The organism is Pseudomonas sp. MWU16-30316 (assembly GCF_020515645.1).
Taxonomy (GTDB): domain Bacteria; phylum Pseudomonadota; class Gammaproteobacteria; order Pseudomonadales; family Pseudomonadaceae; genus Aquipseudomonas; species Aquipseudomonas cerasi.
In genome coordinates, this window is sequence record NZ_JAIZAZ010000003.1 from 677703 (window position 1) to 691254 (window position 13552).

Genomic DNA, 13552 nt, shown 5'->3' on the forward strand with positions numbered 1-13552 from the left:
ACAGCTACACGTTGCAAGCCGGAAGCCCGATCACCTGAGGCTTTTGGCTTGCCGCTTTCCCAAGGAACGAATCTCATGACCGAAGACACTATCAAGCGCCGGGCACGTGGACTGGACCGGGCGTTCGATATCCTGGATTTTCTCAAGGAAAAGGCCAGGCCCATGCGCCCCAATGAGATTGCCAGCGGGATCGGCAGCCCCAAATCGACGGTTTACGAGCTGGTGGCATCGTTGCTGGAGCGGCGGATTCTGGAGACGGTGGGCAAGGACGGGCATGTCTATCTGGGCCGTCAATTGTATTTTCTGGGGCAGGCACACTTGCGGCACTTCGATTTCACTCGCGAGGCCGAGGCCTGCCTATGCGAGATCGTCAGCCGGACGCGGGAAACTGCGCAGATGTGCCTGCTCAATGGTCGCAAATACACCGTGGCGCTGATGAAGGAGGGTGAGCGTCATTTCAGGATTTCTTCGGACATCGGCGAGAACGCGCCCATCCCATGGACGGCGTCCGGACGTCTGTTGCTCAGTCACCTGAGCGATCAGCAGATCATCGACCTGATCGACCCCGACGACTTCATTCTGCCGGGGGGCGAACGTCTGCCGCTGGAGACCTTTCTTCGGGAAATCCGCAAGGCCGGCGAGGAGGGCTTCTTTTCCTTCAATAGCGTGGCTGACACCTTCACCCACTGCTTCGCCGCTCCGGTGAACAACGAACACGGTCAGTGCATCGCCACGCTGTGCATCGTCGCGCCGCGTGCCGACGCCAAGACCCACTACGACGACTATCGGCGGGTGCTGATCGAAAGCGCCAATGGCCTGGCTCGCCGTATCAATGAATAACCGCAGGAGATTACCGATGAGCACCGCCGTAATGGACAAGGGTACTGCGCAGCCGGGTGACAGCCTGGTCAGTGATGTCAGCCTGCCCGCACTGGTAATTCATAATCAGGCGCTGCAACACAATATTCGCTGGATGCAGCAGTTTGTCAGCGACAGCGGTGCAGAGCTGGCACCGCACGGCAAGACCAGTATGGTGCCCGCGCTGTTTCGCCGGCAATTGGACGCAGGCGCATGGGGCATGACCCTCGCCACGGCGGTCCAGACGCAGGCCGCTTATGCGCATGGCGTGCGCCGGGTGCTGATGGCCAACCAATTGGTCGGTGCGCCGAACATGGCAATCGTTGCCGACATGCTGGCTGATCCCATGTTCGAGTTTCACTGCATGGTCGACCATCCGGACAATGTCACTGCGCTGGGCGAGTTTTTCGCTGCGCGTGGCCTGCGTTTGAACGTGATGATCGAATACGGCGTACCTGGCGGGCGTTGCGGCTGCCGTAGCGAAGAGCAGGTGCTGGCACTGGCCGACGCTGTTCTGGCACAGCCGGCGCTGGCATTGACCGGCATTGAAGGGTACGAGGGCGTCATCCACGGCGACCACGCCATCCAAGGCATCAAGGCCTTTGCCGCATCGCTTGTGCGCCTGGCTGTCGACCTGCAGGACAAGGGCGCCTTCGCCCTGGATCGCCCGATCGTCACAGCCTCCGGCTCGGCCTGGTATGACCTGATCGCCGAAGCCTTCGATGCCCAGTCTGTTCGCGAGCGCTTCCTCAGCGTGCTGCGGCCCGGCAGCTATGTGGTGCATGACCACGGCATCTACAAGGACGCGCAGTGCTGCGTGCTGGATCGGCGCGCCGAATTGAGCGAAGCACTGCGCCCGGCCCTGGAGGTCTGGGCGCATGTGCAATCCCTGCCGGAACCGGGCTTTGCAGTGATTGCCATGGGCAAGCGCGATGTTGCCTACGACGCCGGGTTGCCCAACCCGCTGCTGCGTTACAAGCCAGGCGTGCAATCGGCTGGCGACGATGTGAGCGCCTGCAAGGTGACGGCGGTTATGGACCAGCACGCGTTCATGACGGTTGCACCCGGATGCGAGTTGAAGGTCGGCGATATCATTTCCTTCGGCACCTCGCACCCGTGTCTGACGTTCGACAAGTGGCGTTCAGGTTGCCTGGTGGATAATGACCTACACGTGATCGAGTCTTTCAGTACATATTTCTAGTCAAAGTATTTGCAGGAGTATCGTCACATGAGCCTTCCACGGGTCGCCCTGATCGGCGAATGCATGATCGAACTGCAACAACATGCCGATGGCAGTCTGCGCCAGAGCTTCGGCGGCGACACACTCAATACGGCGGTCTACCTTTCCCGATTGCTGGGTGAGCGGGCCAAGGTCGACTACGTTACGGCACTGGGTGACGACAGCTTCAGCGATGCGATGTGCCGGATCTGGGCGGACGAGGGCATCGGTCTGGGCAAGGTGCAGCGCCTGCCCGGACGCTTGCCGGGACTCTACTGCATCCAGACCGACGCCAATGGTGAGCGGCGCTTTCTCTACTGGCGCAACGAAGCTGCCGTGCGGGACTGCTTCATGACCCCGGCGGCCGAGCCGATCCTGGCAGCGCTGGCCAGCTATGACGTGCTGTATTTCAGCGGCATTACCCTGGCAGTGCTTGGCGAGCAGGGGCGTGCCAAACTGCTGGAGGCATTGGCGCGTGCTCGTCAGCGCGGAGTCAGGGTCGCCTTCGACAACAACTATCGTCCGCGGCTGTGGGCCAGTGTCGAGCAGGCCCGCGAAGCCTACCGTGCGTGTCTGCAGCATGTGGATCTGGCCTTGCTGACCGAAGACGACGAGCAGGCACTGTATGGCTATGCCGACAGCGAACAGCTGCTGGCCGCCTATCGCGGGCGCGGCATCGGTGAAATCGTCGTCAAGCGTGGCGCGCAGAGTTGCCTCGTCGAAGCCGGCGGCGAACGTTTCGACATCGCAGCGCAGAAGGTCGAGCGTGTGGTCGACACCACGGCAGCGGGTGACTCCTTCAGTGCTGGCTATCTTGCGGCCCGGCTCACGGGTGACCACCCGCTGCAGGCGGCGGAAGCAGGGCATCGTCTGGCCAGTATCGTGATCCAGCATCCAGGCGCGCTGGTGCCCAAGTCGGTCATGCCAGTCTGATGGCACTTGCCACAGAACATGCAGTTGATCGGCTAACACACTGACAGACAAGCATTTCGCTGGAACCCGCGCGAAAATCCGGCCACCATAGGCGACCTTTTCGCCTGCGAGCCCACCACCGGAGTCTGCGTGCCTGACGACCTGCCTTCTGCGCTTCCTCATGACCTGGATGTCGACCTTGTACCGCCCCGGCAATTGCCGTTTTTTCGACGCCTGTTGGCGCGGCTGATGGGGCGTGGTCTTACCGGACTGCGCTCGCAGCACGCGCCCTCATGGTCGCAGGGGCATGCCGACGGTTATCTGAACGGCCACATCGAAGGCGTGCGTGAAGGCTATGAAGAGGGTTATCTGGATGGCCAAGAGTCGGGCCGTCAGGTGCTGGTCATCAGCGATACCCGGCCAGCACGGCATCGTGGCCCCAAGGTCGATGATCATCTGTTCGATGACTGGCGACTGGCACTCACACCTGAACTGAAAAAGCGCATCAAGGCCGATGTCGCCGAAAAGCTCCCCGCACATGCCCAGCCCAGCACGGCACAGTGGAAGATGATTTTCAGCGACACGCCGTCGACCTACGTGATTGCCGGGGCGGGCGCGGGCAAGTCCACGTCGCTGGTACTGCGGATTCTGCTGCTGCATCACTACCTGGGCTTCGAACTGAACGCCATGACGGTGGTGACCTTCACCCGCGAGTCGCGCAAGGACTTCATCAGCAAACTGATCGACATCATGGCCCTCTGGGGGCATGCGCTGGAGCAAAAGCAGGCGCGCGAGGTAGTGCGCACCTTCCATTCACGCATTCTGCCGCTGGTGCGCAGTCTGCCGGGGTTTGAGCAGCTGCGCGCGTTCGAGAACCTGAGCAGCCAGTCTTCCGGTCTGGAAGAGGCGGACAGCAACCCCTTCGACTTGCGGATCAACGATGCGCAGCGCCAGCAACTCAATCTCTGCTATCGCGATCTGTACGCTGGCAATGAGCGTTTTCGCGAAGTCATGGCGCCGCTGTATCGCCATGCCCTGCAGCTCAAGGAACTGGACCGCGATCACCCTGATGTGCAGAAACGGGTCGCCGTGACCGAATTGTCCTCGAAACGCGATGAAGAGTGGTGTGACACCGTTGAAGACTTGTGGATCCGCGCCGGGGCCTGGCCTATAAAGGGCATTGAGCCCATGCGCCAAGCTGTTGAAATAAATGGTTTTTCATTTTCGTTTCACGGCTATATCGCTGAGCTGGATGCTTGGGTTGTGCTGGGTCTGGACGCCAGTGAGGACCAGCAACTCAAGCGCCCTGGCGCCAAGTTACCGGTGTGGGCAGAGGGCGTCATAAAGCGCACCCTGTTTCAAGCTTTCTGCAATAAGCCTTTGATATGGATGGATAATTACCAGTCAGCCAATCAGGTTTTGCAATCCCTGGCAGGCGATGCCGTCGCGGGGCCTGGATTCGATTACCGGGTCAAGGGCGAGCTCGGTGCGGCACCCTTGCTTGACTGTTTTGTCACGGCTGCCAGCTTCATCGAGAACCTCGGGCTGGATGTGCCGAGCGCTGTATCCGAGATGAGTTTTGCCAGCGATGACCCGGACCGTTTCTTCTTCGAAGCGCTCAGCCTGTTCTGGAAAGCCTTCGAAACGCACCTGCTGGCTCAATCGCCGCCGATCATGACCTACAACCGCATGTTTGCCTTGTTCGGCGAAACGTCTCCCGAGAACCTCAAGCACGTCAGTGACCCGATGCTCAGACCCTTGGCGCATTTGATGATCGACGAGTTCCAGGACGTCTCGCCGCAGATCGTTTCATGGCTACGCGCCAGCCTGCGCGAAATCAGGCGTCGTGGTCCGGCATTGCACACCGGCCGCATCGCTCAGCACTCATCGTTGTTATGTGTCGGTGACGATTGGCAGTCGATCTACGGCTGGCGCGGCAGTTCACCGAAATACTTCATGGAGTTCGCAAAGGAGTTTTCCTCCCCGGCGACCACCAGGGTCATGCTCAGCGACAATTTTCGCAGTCATCAGCACATCATCGACGCCGCCGAGCACATCGTCCGTGCGGCCCCGGCTATCCCCGGCAAGAAGGCCCGCGCCAGTGGCACGCTCCAGGAGCTGCTGCCGGTCAAGGTACTGGATCGCGATGAGGACGAGCTTGCCGAGCGGGTCGCCGAGCACTATCACGATGGCGACTCGATCCTGCTGCTGTACCGCAAGGGCAGCGAGAAGGCACGTTTCTCGACGCGCCTGCAGGTATTGATCGACGCTGATTCGGCAAATGGCGCGCAGAATCGCCGCATCCGAACGCTGACCTACCACAGTTCCAAGGGCTTGCAGGCGGATGCCGTATTTCTGCTGGGCGATTGTCAGCATCTGACCGTCTCGCCATACAAGAATCAGGTTTACCGGTTGGCAGGGCTGGGTGATGCGAGTGATCTTCAGCCATTCGATACAGCACAGAAGGATGAAGTCTTGCGTCTGGCCTATGTCGCCATTACTCGCTCGGCGCGGCACTGTTATTGGTATATCGATGAAAGCGCCAGTTCGGGAGAAGCAGTTCAGATGCCCAAAGCGTCAGACAGGATTGCCCGCGACAAGCCTTTCTTCGAAGACCTGCGTAACAGGGTTCGTGCTGGCTGAGGCGTTCATGTCAGATGAAACCGGCGATCTGTCGTTGCGTCTGAGTGCCGAATAACTCCAGCTCGTCCTCGATCGCTTCGATGATGCGCTCCACGTCTGCGGCATTCATCACGGTAGAACAAGGCAGGCCGGCAATGGCGACCACGGTCTCACCGCTGGCACGGTCGAAAAGTCGCGCAATCATGCTCCCTGGCGCATCCATCGAGGCTTCAAAGCCCACGGGATGGAAGTGCCAGCGCATCAGTTGGCATGCATTGGGGAATGTGACTTTAGTCATGACGATGGCCCACCTGAATCAATCGAGCACTTCCCTTGCTCCAATGGGTAGGCAGACAGCCAGAATGCGTCCGGTAAAGCCATGATGACGAGACGATGACCAGCAGTACGCATCATCGGTCGGTCAAGTTGCTTTCCAGCAGGATCGCTGAGCGGTCTGACGAATACTGAAAATAGCATTTGCCAGTGCCGTTCTGGAAAAATTTTTTATGACGCAGCATAAAAAAATCAATTATATGACCGGTGTCATTCGAAGGTATTAATGGGCGCGCTCCATGCATCTGCCGAGCCGCTGCCGCAAGTCCTTCAACGGACTGAATTTGCCGTGACGAGGATGGTTTTCGTGCCGGGTCTGGGGCAAGCTGTCGCTATTGACCCGAGGAACTGCACATGCTGAGAAAATCCCTTGCCGCACTGGTGTTGCTGGCCTCCACCAGTCACGCGGCGGAGACGGTCAATATCTACAACTGGACGGACTATATAGCGCCGGACACCCTGAAGAATTTCGAAGCCGCCACCGGCTTCAAGACCACTTACCAAACCTTTGAAACCAATGAGGCGCTGAACGCAAAACTGCTGGCCGGACACTCAGGCTACGATGTGGTTTTTCCGTCCATTCATTTCATGGGAAGACAAATCCAGAGCGGGCTGCTCAAAACCCTCGACAAGCGTCAATTGCCTAACTGGAAAAACCTCAACCCGGTCCTGCTCAAGGCGCTGGAGGGCAGTGACCCCGGTAATCAGCATGGTTTCCCCTATCTGTGGGGCAGTACCGGCATCGGCTATGACGTAGCCAAGGTCAAGGCCATCCTCGGCAAGGATGTACCGCTCGATTCATGGGATCTGGTGCTCAAGCCGGAAAACATGAAAAAACTCGCCCAATGCGGTGTCGTATTTCTCGACAGCGCACCGGCTCTTCTGCCGATCACCCTGAATTACCTTGGCTTGCCGCCGCACAGTGAAGTGCCTGACGACTACCGTCAGGCAAAGGCGGTACTGGACAGCGTACGGCCGTACATACGCAATTTCAGCTCTGCCGATTACATCGCCGACCTCGCGAAGGGCAGTATTTGTGTCGCAGTGGGCTATTCCGGGGATATTTCCCAGGCTCAGGAGCAGGCGCAGAAAGAAGGCAATGGCTTTACCATCGATTATGTCGTTCCGAAGGAGGGCGCACCCATGTGGTTCGACATGGTCGCCATACCGGCTGACGCCACCGATACCAAGGGTGCCTACGCGTTTCTGAATTACCTGTTGCGCCCCGAAGTGATCGCCAACATCACCAATACGGTGCATTACGCCAATGGCAATGAAAAGGCCGACGCGCTGATCGGTCCCGGCCTGTGGACCGATACCACGGTGTACCCGGACGCCGACATGCTGAGCCGCCTGTTCGTGATGTCTCAGGTCTCGGACACTATCAATACGTTGCGCGAGAAGCTCTGGGACACATTCAGGGCCGGCAGGTAACGCTGTTCAGATGACATGGGCCTGCTGCAGCTCGGTCAGCGCCTGAGCCTTCAATCGCGCCAGCAGCGGATCGCGACGATCCCTCGGTGTCTGCAGCCCGACCGGCAAATCGTGGGTGATTGTGCCGGGACGGCTGCCCATCACCAGAACACGGTCACTCAGGTACAACGCCTCGTCGACATCATGGGTCACCAGCAACAGGGTGATGGCATGGCGCGCAGCCAGTTGCAGCAGCAGGTCCTGAAGCTTCATCCGGGTAAACGCATCGACTGCGCTGAACGGTTCATCCAGCAGCAACACCGCCGGGTGCGAATACAGGCCGCGCGCGATCGCCACACGCTGCGCCATGCCACCTGACAGCGCTTTGGGCAAGGCGTCGGCAAAACCGGACAGGCCCACTTCTTCGATCAATTGACCGACCCAGCGGCGGTCGTAGCGGTCATCATCACTGAAACCGATATTCTGTGCGACGGTCAGCCAGGGCATCAGGCGGGGCTCTTGAAACACGAACGCCACTTCGCCCTGAATGCGCCGCACCGAGCCACGAAAATCCTGCTCCAGTCCGGCGACAATTCTCAGCAGCGTGCTTTTGCCGCAGCCGCTGGGGCCCAGCAGGCTGACGATTTCCCCCGACTGCAGCGACAGATCGATGCCGTGCAGTACGGTATTGCCCGCAAATGCCTTGTGGTCGACGCGTATGTCCATCAGTGATTCCGGCATCTATCAACCCTCACGGCTTTGCCCGTTGAATGTGTCGCGCCAGGCCAGGAAGCGTTTTTCCAGGTTTGCCAGCAGACCGTCGCTGAGTTTGCCCAGTGTGGCCAGAACGATGATGGCTGCCAGCACGATGTCCGGGCGCGAGGTTTCGCGTCCGTCACTGAGCAGGTAGCCCAGGCCTTTGGTGGCCGCGATCAGCTCGGCGGCCACCAGAAACATCCACGACAGGCTCATGCCGTTGCGCAAACCGGTAAACAGGCCGGGCAGGGCGGCGGGCAGAAGAATGCGCCGGGTCAGGCGATAGCGGCTCAAGCCATACATCTGGCCGACTTCCACCAGCTTTCGGTCAATGCCTCGAATCGCGGCCACGCCGTTGAGGTAGACCGGAAAGAACGCGCCGATGGCAATCAGCACGATTTTCGATGTTTCGCCAATGCCCAGCCACAACAGCAGAAGCGGCACCCAAGCCAGGCTTGGAATGGAGCGAAGCCCGGCGAACGTCGGCTCCAGATACGCCTCTGCTTCACGACTGAGCCCCACCCACGCAGCAAACACCAGGGCCAGGCTCGCGCCGATCACAAAGCCGCTGAGCACACGCAACAGACTGGCACTGATGTGCTTCCACAACGCACCGTCCGCCAGATCGCGCAGGGTCAGCACGATCTCGCTGGGCGATGGCATCTGGTAGGCAGGTAGCCAGCCGATACGGACGATTACTTCCAGCAGGACGATGATCGCCGCCGGCACCACCAGGCCCTTGAGTGGCGTTCGGTAGCGCTGCCAAAGCGTTGGTTGCGACTTGTTCGGTGTTGCCTGCGCTGATGCAGACAACGCTTTGTCCCGGCTGGTCATGGAGTGGCGATCACGGCTTTGGAGAATTCAGGCGTGATCAGTTGATCGATGACCTGCTCGACATTGACGCCTTTGCGCACCAGATCCTCGGAAACCAGAATCGGCGCCGCGGCCTTGGACGCTTCCATGTCTTTCGCGCTCAGTTGCGGGTTGCTCAGGTCTGTGCGGGTCAATTGCAACCTGGCGACTTCCAGCGGCAAACCCGACTCGGTCGCCAGCAGCCTGGCCAGCTCGTCAGGGTTTTTCACTGCCCATTCCCGAGCCTGCTCATAAGCGCTCAATACTGTTCTGATCGCCTGTGGATGTTCCCTGGCGTAGGTTTCCGTGACGCTCAGTACGCCATAGCTGTTGAAGTCCTTGTTGCGGTAAAGCAGGCGCGAGCCGGACTGTATTTCACTGGCCGCCATGTGCGGGTCAAGCCCTGCCCAGGCATCTACGTCGCCTTTTTCGAGGGCGGTGCGTCCATCGGGATGCTGCAGGTGCAGCAACTCGACATCATCCTTTTTCAGCCCGGCCTTCTGCAGCGCGCGCAAGGTGAACAGATAAGGGTCGGTGCCTTTGGTGGCGGCTATTTTCTTGCCTTTGAGTTCGGCAACCGATTGCAGGGGAGAATCCTTGCGCACCACCAGAGCCGTCCATTCTGCCCGGCTGTAGACATACACCGATTTGATCGGGCTGCCATTGGCCCGGGCCAGCACCGCAGACAGGCTGGCCGACGATGCAAAGTCGACGCTGCCACTGTTCAGGTATTCCAGCGAGCGGTTGCTGCCCTGGCTCAACACCCAGGTGACTTTCGCCTCCGGCAGGGCTTTCTCCAGCCAGCCAAAATGCTTGAGCGCCAGGCTGACCGGCGAATAGTAGGCATAGTCCAGACGGATTTCGGCAGGTACGGCCTCGGCGGCCTGCACCGCGCCGTTGAGGCTCAACGCCAATACGCAGGTGCTGGCCATCCAGCGAATCAGCGCACGGGGAGACAGCAACCGAAAGGAAACGGAGGGTTGTGGCATAGTGGCATCCAGGTCAGGAAAACTAGAGCCGCAGCGATCGGCTGGTATATTCCAAAACAGGCAGTTCGCAGGGCGTGAAATTCAGAACAGGAATATTGCACGCTCTATGCCAAACTGCAGGGGCTTGAATTCCGGGGCTTTACGCGGTTTTTCGACGTCCGTGATGTTGATCTGACAGCGGTCTGTTGAATGGCTGTTGCCAGGCAAACAGTCGGTCTGATGACCCATCTTTCGACGATTTTTTGACATATTCTCTGCTTGTCAGACGATTTTTTTTGCCGGTATTGCAACAGAATCGTTTTTTGACACTCTTAATCGTCCACATTCTTAATTTCGAAACATGTGCGCACTAAGATTCGCGCGTGACCCTGTTTGACTGATCCGCAGAAATTTCCAGGGCGAGCTGCACAAGCCTGCGTATTCGCACCAGCCAGATGGCTGTCCCCTTTCAAATGCGCACCGGACTCAGAAAATAATGAATATGCCGAAAATGCCTTCCATCACCCGACTTCAGCGCCGTCTTGCGTGGTGCTTCTTCCCCTCCTTGCTGGTGGCTTCGGCCCTGGCCCTGTTCACCATGGGCAAAGGCGTGCATGCAGAGCCCAAGAATGGCACCCAGACACTGGTATTCCTTCGGCATGCCGAAAAACCGGCCATGGGGTTGGGGCAACTGAACTGTCAGGGGCTCAACAGGGCGATAGAACTGTCGGAAGTCCTGCCCAGGGAATTCGGCAAGGCTGACTTCATTTTCGCTGCCAATCCGAGCCGACATGTGGAAGAGGGTGAGGGCGATCAGTCCTACAGCTACGTGCGTCCGCTGATGACGGTAGGGCCCAGCGCAATCAAACTGGGTCTGCCCGTCAACCTCGACTTTGGTGCCAACGACACCGCAGACCTGGCCGATGAGCTGATGCGGGACAAGTACCACAACGCAGTTATCTACACCGCCTGGTCGCATGGCTACCTGCCGGAGCTGATCAACAAGGTTGCTGAAGAAGCGTCCGGCAAGAGCACTAACCTGCTGGATGACTGGACGAACGATGATTTCGACTCAGTGATTGTCGTCACCCTGAAATGGGTCGATGGCAAGGCCACGCTCGATTACAAAAATCAAAAGCAGGGCCTCAACAACGGCACCGAGACCTGCCCTGAGGCGACCTGATCTCGAATCGCAAGCGTTAGCCGTTGAGGGACTTCATCGACTCCGCGCTATAGCGCTCGCCGGATGCCGACCCCTGAGCCGGAAAAATCGCCTCCAGCTGGGCAAGGTCATCGGTACTCAGCGTCAATGAAGCTGCGGCCACGTTGCTTTCCAGGTATTTGCGCTGTTTGGTGCCCGGGATCGGAATGATATCCTCTCCCTGGGCAAGCACCCAAGCCAGCGCCAGTTGCGACGCGCTGATGCCTCTGGCCGTAGCCAGTGCCTTGACCTTCTCGACCAATTGCAGATTGCGATTGAAGTTTTCGCCCTGAAACCGTGGGGTGAAGCGACGATAGTCATCGGCCGCGAAATCGTCCGGGGTGCGCAATTCACCGGTCAGAAACCCCCGGCCGAGCGGACTGTAAGCCACGAAGGCAATGCCCAGGCGACGGCAGGTGGCAAGCACGCCATTCTGTTCCGGATCGCGTGACCAGAGTGAGTACTCGCTCTGCACAGCCGCCAACGGATGTACCGCGTGGGCCTTTTCAATGGTCGCTGCACTGGCTTCACAGATGCCTATGTGGCGAACCTTGCCAGCCTTGACCAGTTCGGCCATGGCGCCAACGGTGTCCTCGATGGGCACCTTTGGGTCGACGCGGTGCTGATAATAGAGATCAAGGTAATCGGTGTTCAGCCGCTTCAGACTGGCGTCGATGGACTGGCGAATGTACGCCGGGCTGCCATTGACGCCACGTGCATGCGGATCGTCGCCACGCACGATGCCGAACTTGCTGGCCAGGTAAATACCTTCACGCTTGCCTTCGAGGGCCCGGCCAAGCAAGGCTTCATTGGTGTGCGGGCCGTACATGTCCGCTGTATCGAAAAAGGTGACACCCAGCTCCAGTGCGCGGTGCAAGGTGGCGATGGATTCCTTTTCATCGATGCCGGTGGTGTAGAAGTCCGACATTCCCATGCAGCCCAGCCCGACGGCGGATACGTGCGGACCGAGTTGACCCAATTGGCGCGTGATCACAATGAGTGCTCCTGATCGTTGAAAGAGCCATCAAGTCTCTACGCTTTGGCTGGCGCAATAAACCTGGTGTTTCTTATTTCACCGTTGCGAAAATCCGAATAATTAACGTTCACCAAGCGCGAGAGCGTGCGGCGTCAATCCGACAAACCGTACTAGTCACAAAATCACCAGTGGAGTACAAATGTACTCCATGAGCACATTATCTCCTCGACGCAGCGCCATCCTTACCTTCATCCGCGATCGCATCGCGCAGCAGGGGCAATCACCGAGCCTGGCGGAAATTTCCGAGGCTTTCGGTTTTGCTTCGCGCAGTGTGGCGCGCAAACACATTGTGGCCCTCACCGAGGCCGGGCTGATCGAAGTCGTAGCGCATCAGGCGCGGGGCATTCGCCTGCTGAACAGTGAGCCACTCCCCGAATTGCTGGAAATTCCGGTACTGGGGCGCGTGGCGGCGGGCGCACCTATCGGGCCTGACCTCGATATACACAGCACGCTGCACCTGGACCGCAGCACCTTTACCCGTGTGCCGGACTACCTGCTGCGTGTGCAGGGTGACTCGATGATCGAGGACGGTATTCTCGATGGCGATCTGGTGGGCGTGCACCGTAACCCGCAGGCCAGTGACGGGCAGATCGTGGTTGCCCGGCTGGACGGCGAGGTGACCATCAAACGCCTGCAACGCCGAGCCGAGCAGGTGCGCCTGTTGCCGCGCAACCCGGCCTACGAGCCGATCATCGTCACGCCCGATCAGGACTTCGCCATCGAAGGTGTGTTCTGCGGGCTGGTGCGCCGCGAATGATGGGCGCGGTGGTCAGCCTGGATGCCTTGCTGGATGAGCGCAGGGTCTGGAAAGGGCGCCAGCAGAGCGCGCCACCGGTCAGCCCGCAGCCCAGTGGCCACGTGTTGCTGGATGCTGCATTGCCCACCGGCGGCTGGCCTGCAGCGGCCCTGACTGAAATCCTCATTCCGGCCAATGGCAGCGGCGAACTGCGCCTGCTGTGGCCAAGCCTGGCACGGCTTTCCGCAATCGCTGAGCGCATTGTGCTGGTCGCACCGCCTTATATTCCGTATCCACAGGCCTGGCTGGCCGCCGGTGTCGATCTGCGCCAGTTGGTGGTGATCGAGGCGAGTCCCCGTGATGCCTTGTGGGCCGCCGAGCAATGCCTGCGTTCCGGCAGTTGTGGCGCGGTCGTGTGCTGGCCCGGCATGGTCGATGACCGTGCGCTGCGACGCTTGCAGGTGGCTGCCGAAACCGGGCAGACCCTGGCTTTTGCCTGTCGCCCGCAGCAGGTCGCCGCCAACCCTTCACCCGCAGCCCTGCGCATAGCTATAGATACCCGCCCGGCACAGTTGCGGGTGCTCAAATGCCGGGGCGGACTTGCGCCGCCTTTCCCCATTCCGTTCCCGACCGACGCTTGAGGTTC

Annotated in this window: 13 protein-coding genes; 8 read left to right on the forward strand and 5 right to left on the reverse strand. The window is 59.6% G+C overall.

Going from position 1 to position 13552, the window contains the following annotated elements:
- Positions 1 to 75: 75 nt before the first annotated feature.
- From LCH65_RS14100 to LCH65_RS14115, 4 genes are all read left to right on the forward strand, one after another.
- The gene (locus tag LCH65_RS14100) at positions 76 to 840 is read left to right on the forward strand and encodes an IclR family transcriptional regulator (protein ID WP_003369500.1); all 765 of its coding nucleotides are present in this window, start codon (positions 76 to 78) and stop codon (positions 838 to 840) included.
- 16 nt (positions 841 to 856) lie between these two features.
- Positions 857 to 2059 (forward strand): amino acid deaminase, encoded by a 1203-nt coding sequence (locus tag LCH65_RS14105; RefSeq protein ID WP_003369502.1) that lies wholly within the window; start codon positions 857 to 859, stop codon positions 2057 to 2059.
- A 27-nt stretch (positions 2060 to 2086) separates the two neighbouring features.
- Positions 2087 to 3010: a sugar kinase gene (locus tag LCH65_RS14110; protein ID WP_054081459.1), complete on the forward strand. Its 924-nt coding sequence runs from the start codon at positions 2087 to 2089 to the stop codon at positions 3008 to 3010.
- Positions 3011 to 3139: 129 nt separating this feature from the next.
- Positions 3140 to 5632 (forward strand): UvrD-helicase domain-containing protein, encoded by a 2493-nt coding sequence (locus LCH65_RS14115; RefSeq protein WP_164989769.1) that lies wholly within the window; start codon positions 3140 to 3142, stop codon positions 5630 to 5632.
- Positions 5633 to 5642: 10 nt separating this feature from the next.
- Here the strand turns inward: LCH65_RS14115 and LCH65_RS14120 are convergent, their stop codons facing one another.
- Positions 5643 to 5909 carry a DUF1652 domain-containing protein gene (locus LCH65_RS14120; protein WP_003420677.1) on the reverse strand — a complete coding sequence of 89 codons (267 nt, stop codon included), beginning with the start codon at positions 5907 to 5909 and terminating at the stop codon, positions 5643 to 5645.
- Between the two features lie 389 nt (positions 5910 to 6298).
- Here LCH65_RS14120 and LCH65_RS14125 point away from each other — a divergent pair, with 389 nt between their 5' ends.
- Positions 6299 to 7378, forward strand: a complete 1080-nt coding sequence (locus LCH65_RS14125) for a polyamine ABC transporter substrate-binding protein (RefSeq protein ID WP_003434083.1) — start codon at positions 6299 to 6301, stop codon at positions 7376 to 7378.
- A gap of 6 nt (positions 7379 to 7384) precedes the next feature.
- Here the strand turns inward: LCH65_RS14125 and LCH65_RS14130 are convergent, their stop codons facing one another.
- The 3 genes from LCH65_RS14130 to LCH65_RS14140 are packed head-to-tail and all read right to left on the reverse strand — an operon-like array spanning position 7385 to position 9954.
- Entirely contained in the window at positions 7385 to 8098 is a 714-nt protein-coding gene (locus LCH65_RS14130; RefSeq protein WP_003369514.1) for an ABC transporter ATP-binding protein, read from the reverse strand.
- Between the two features lie 3 nt (positions 8099 to 8101).
- Positions 8102 to 8947: an ABC transporter permease gene (locus LCH65_RS14135; protein ID WP_003434080.1), complete on the reverse strand. Its 846-nt coding sequence runs from the start codon at positions 8945 to 8947 to the stop codon at positions 8102 to 8104.
- Complete coding sequence (locus tag LCH65_RS14140; protein WP_151341960.1) at positions 8944 to 9954, reverse strand: aliphatic sulfonate ABC transporter substrate-binding protein; 1011 nt, start codon at positions 9952 to 9954, stop codon at positions 8944 to 8946. The genes LCH65_RS14135 and LCH65_RS14140 overlap by 4 nt, the downstream gene beginning before the upstream one ends.
- A gap of 475 nt (positions 9955 to 10429) precedes the next feature.
- On the opposite strand from LCH65_RS14140, the gene LCH65_RS14145 reads away from it, so the two are divergent.
- On the forward strand, positions 10430 to 11116 hold the full coding sequence (locus tag LCH65_RS14145; RefSeq protein ID WP_032609586.1) for a hypothetical protein: 687 nt from the start codon (positions 10430 to 10432) through the stop codon (positions 11114 to 11116).
- A gap of 16 nt (positions 11117 to 11132) precedes the next feature.
- Here the strand turns inward: LCH65_RS14145 and LCH65_RS14150 are convergent, their stop codons facing one another.
- On the reverse strand, positions 11133 to 12128 hold the full coding sequence (locus tag LCH65_RS14150) for an aldo/keto reductase (RefSeq protein WP_003369523.1): 996 nt from the start codon (positions 12126 to 12128) through the stop codon (positions 11133 to 11135).
- A 181-nt stretch (positions 12129 to 12309) separates the two neighbouring features.
- Between LCH65_RS14150 and lexA the strand changes: the two genes are divergently transcribed.
- Positions 12310 to 12927, forward strand: coding sequence for a transcriptional repressor LexA (gene lexA, locus LCH65_RS14155; RefSeq protein WP_032609584.1), 618 nt, complete (start codon positions 12310 to 12312; stop codon positions 12925 to 12927).
- A complete protein-coding gene (gene imuA, locus LCH65_RS14160; RefSeq protein ID WP_226439582.1) occupies positions 12927 to 13547 on the forward strand; it encodes a translesion DNA synthesis-associated protein ImuA in 621 nt (206 codons plus the stop codon). The genes lexA and imuA overlap by 1 nt, the downstream gene beginning before the upstream one ends.
- Positions 13548 to 13552 lie beyond the last annotated feature (5 nt).

What these genes read in the sequence shown, in the direction of transcription:
- LCH65_RS14100 (WP_003369500.1), top strand. Translation starts at nt 76, where the DNA reads ATGACCGAAGACACTATCAAGCGCCGGGCACGTGGACTGGACCGGGCG.
- LCH65_RS14105 (WP_003369502.1), top strand. Translation starts at nt 857, where the DNA reads ATGAGCACCGCCGTAATGGACAAGGGTACTGCGCAGCCGGGTGACAGC.
- LCH65_RS14110 (WP_054081459.1), top strand. Translation starts at nt 2,087, where the DNA reads ATGAGCCTTCCACGGGTCGCCCTGATCGGCGAATGCATGATCGAACTG.
- LCH65_RS14120 (WP_003420677.1), bottom strand. Translation starts at nt 5,909, where the DNA reads ATGACTAAAGTCACATTCCCCAATGCATGCCAACTGATGCGCTGGCAC.
- LCH65_RS14125 (WP_003434083.1), top strand. Translation starts at nt 6,299, where the DNA reads ATGCTGAGAAAATCCCTTGCCGCACTGGTGTTGCTGGCCTCCACCAGT.
- LCH65_RS14130 (WP_003369514.1), bottom strand. Translation starts at nt 8,098, where the DNA reads ATGCCGGAATCACTGATGGACATACGCGTCGACCACAAGGCATTTGCG.
- LCH65_RS14135 (WP_003434080.1), bottom strand. Translation starts at nt 8,947, where the DNA reads ATGACCAGCCGGGACAAAGCGTTGTCTGCATCAGCGCAGGCAACACCG.
- LCH65_RS14140 (WP_151341960.1), bottom strand. Translation starts at nt 9,954, where the DNA reads ATGCCACAACCCTCCGTTTCCTTTCGGTTGCTGTCTCCCCGTGCGCTG.
- LCH65_RS14145 (WP_032609586.1), top strand. Translation starts at nt 10,430, where the DNA reads ATGAATATGCCGAAAATGCCTTCCATCACCCGACTTCAGCGCCGTCTT.
- lexA (WP_032609584.1), top strand. Translation starts at nt 12,310, where the DNA reads ATGTACTCCATGAGCACATTATCTCCTCGACGCAGCGCCATCCTTACC.
- imuA (WP_226439582.1), top strand. Translation starts at nt 12,927, where the DNA reads ATGGGCGCGGTGGTCAGCCTGGATGCCTTGCTGGATGAGCGCAGGGTC.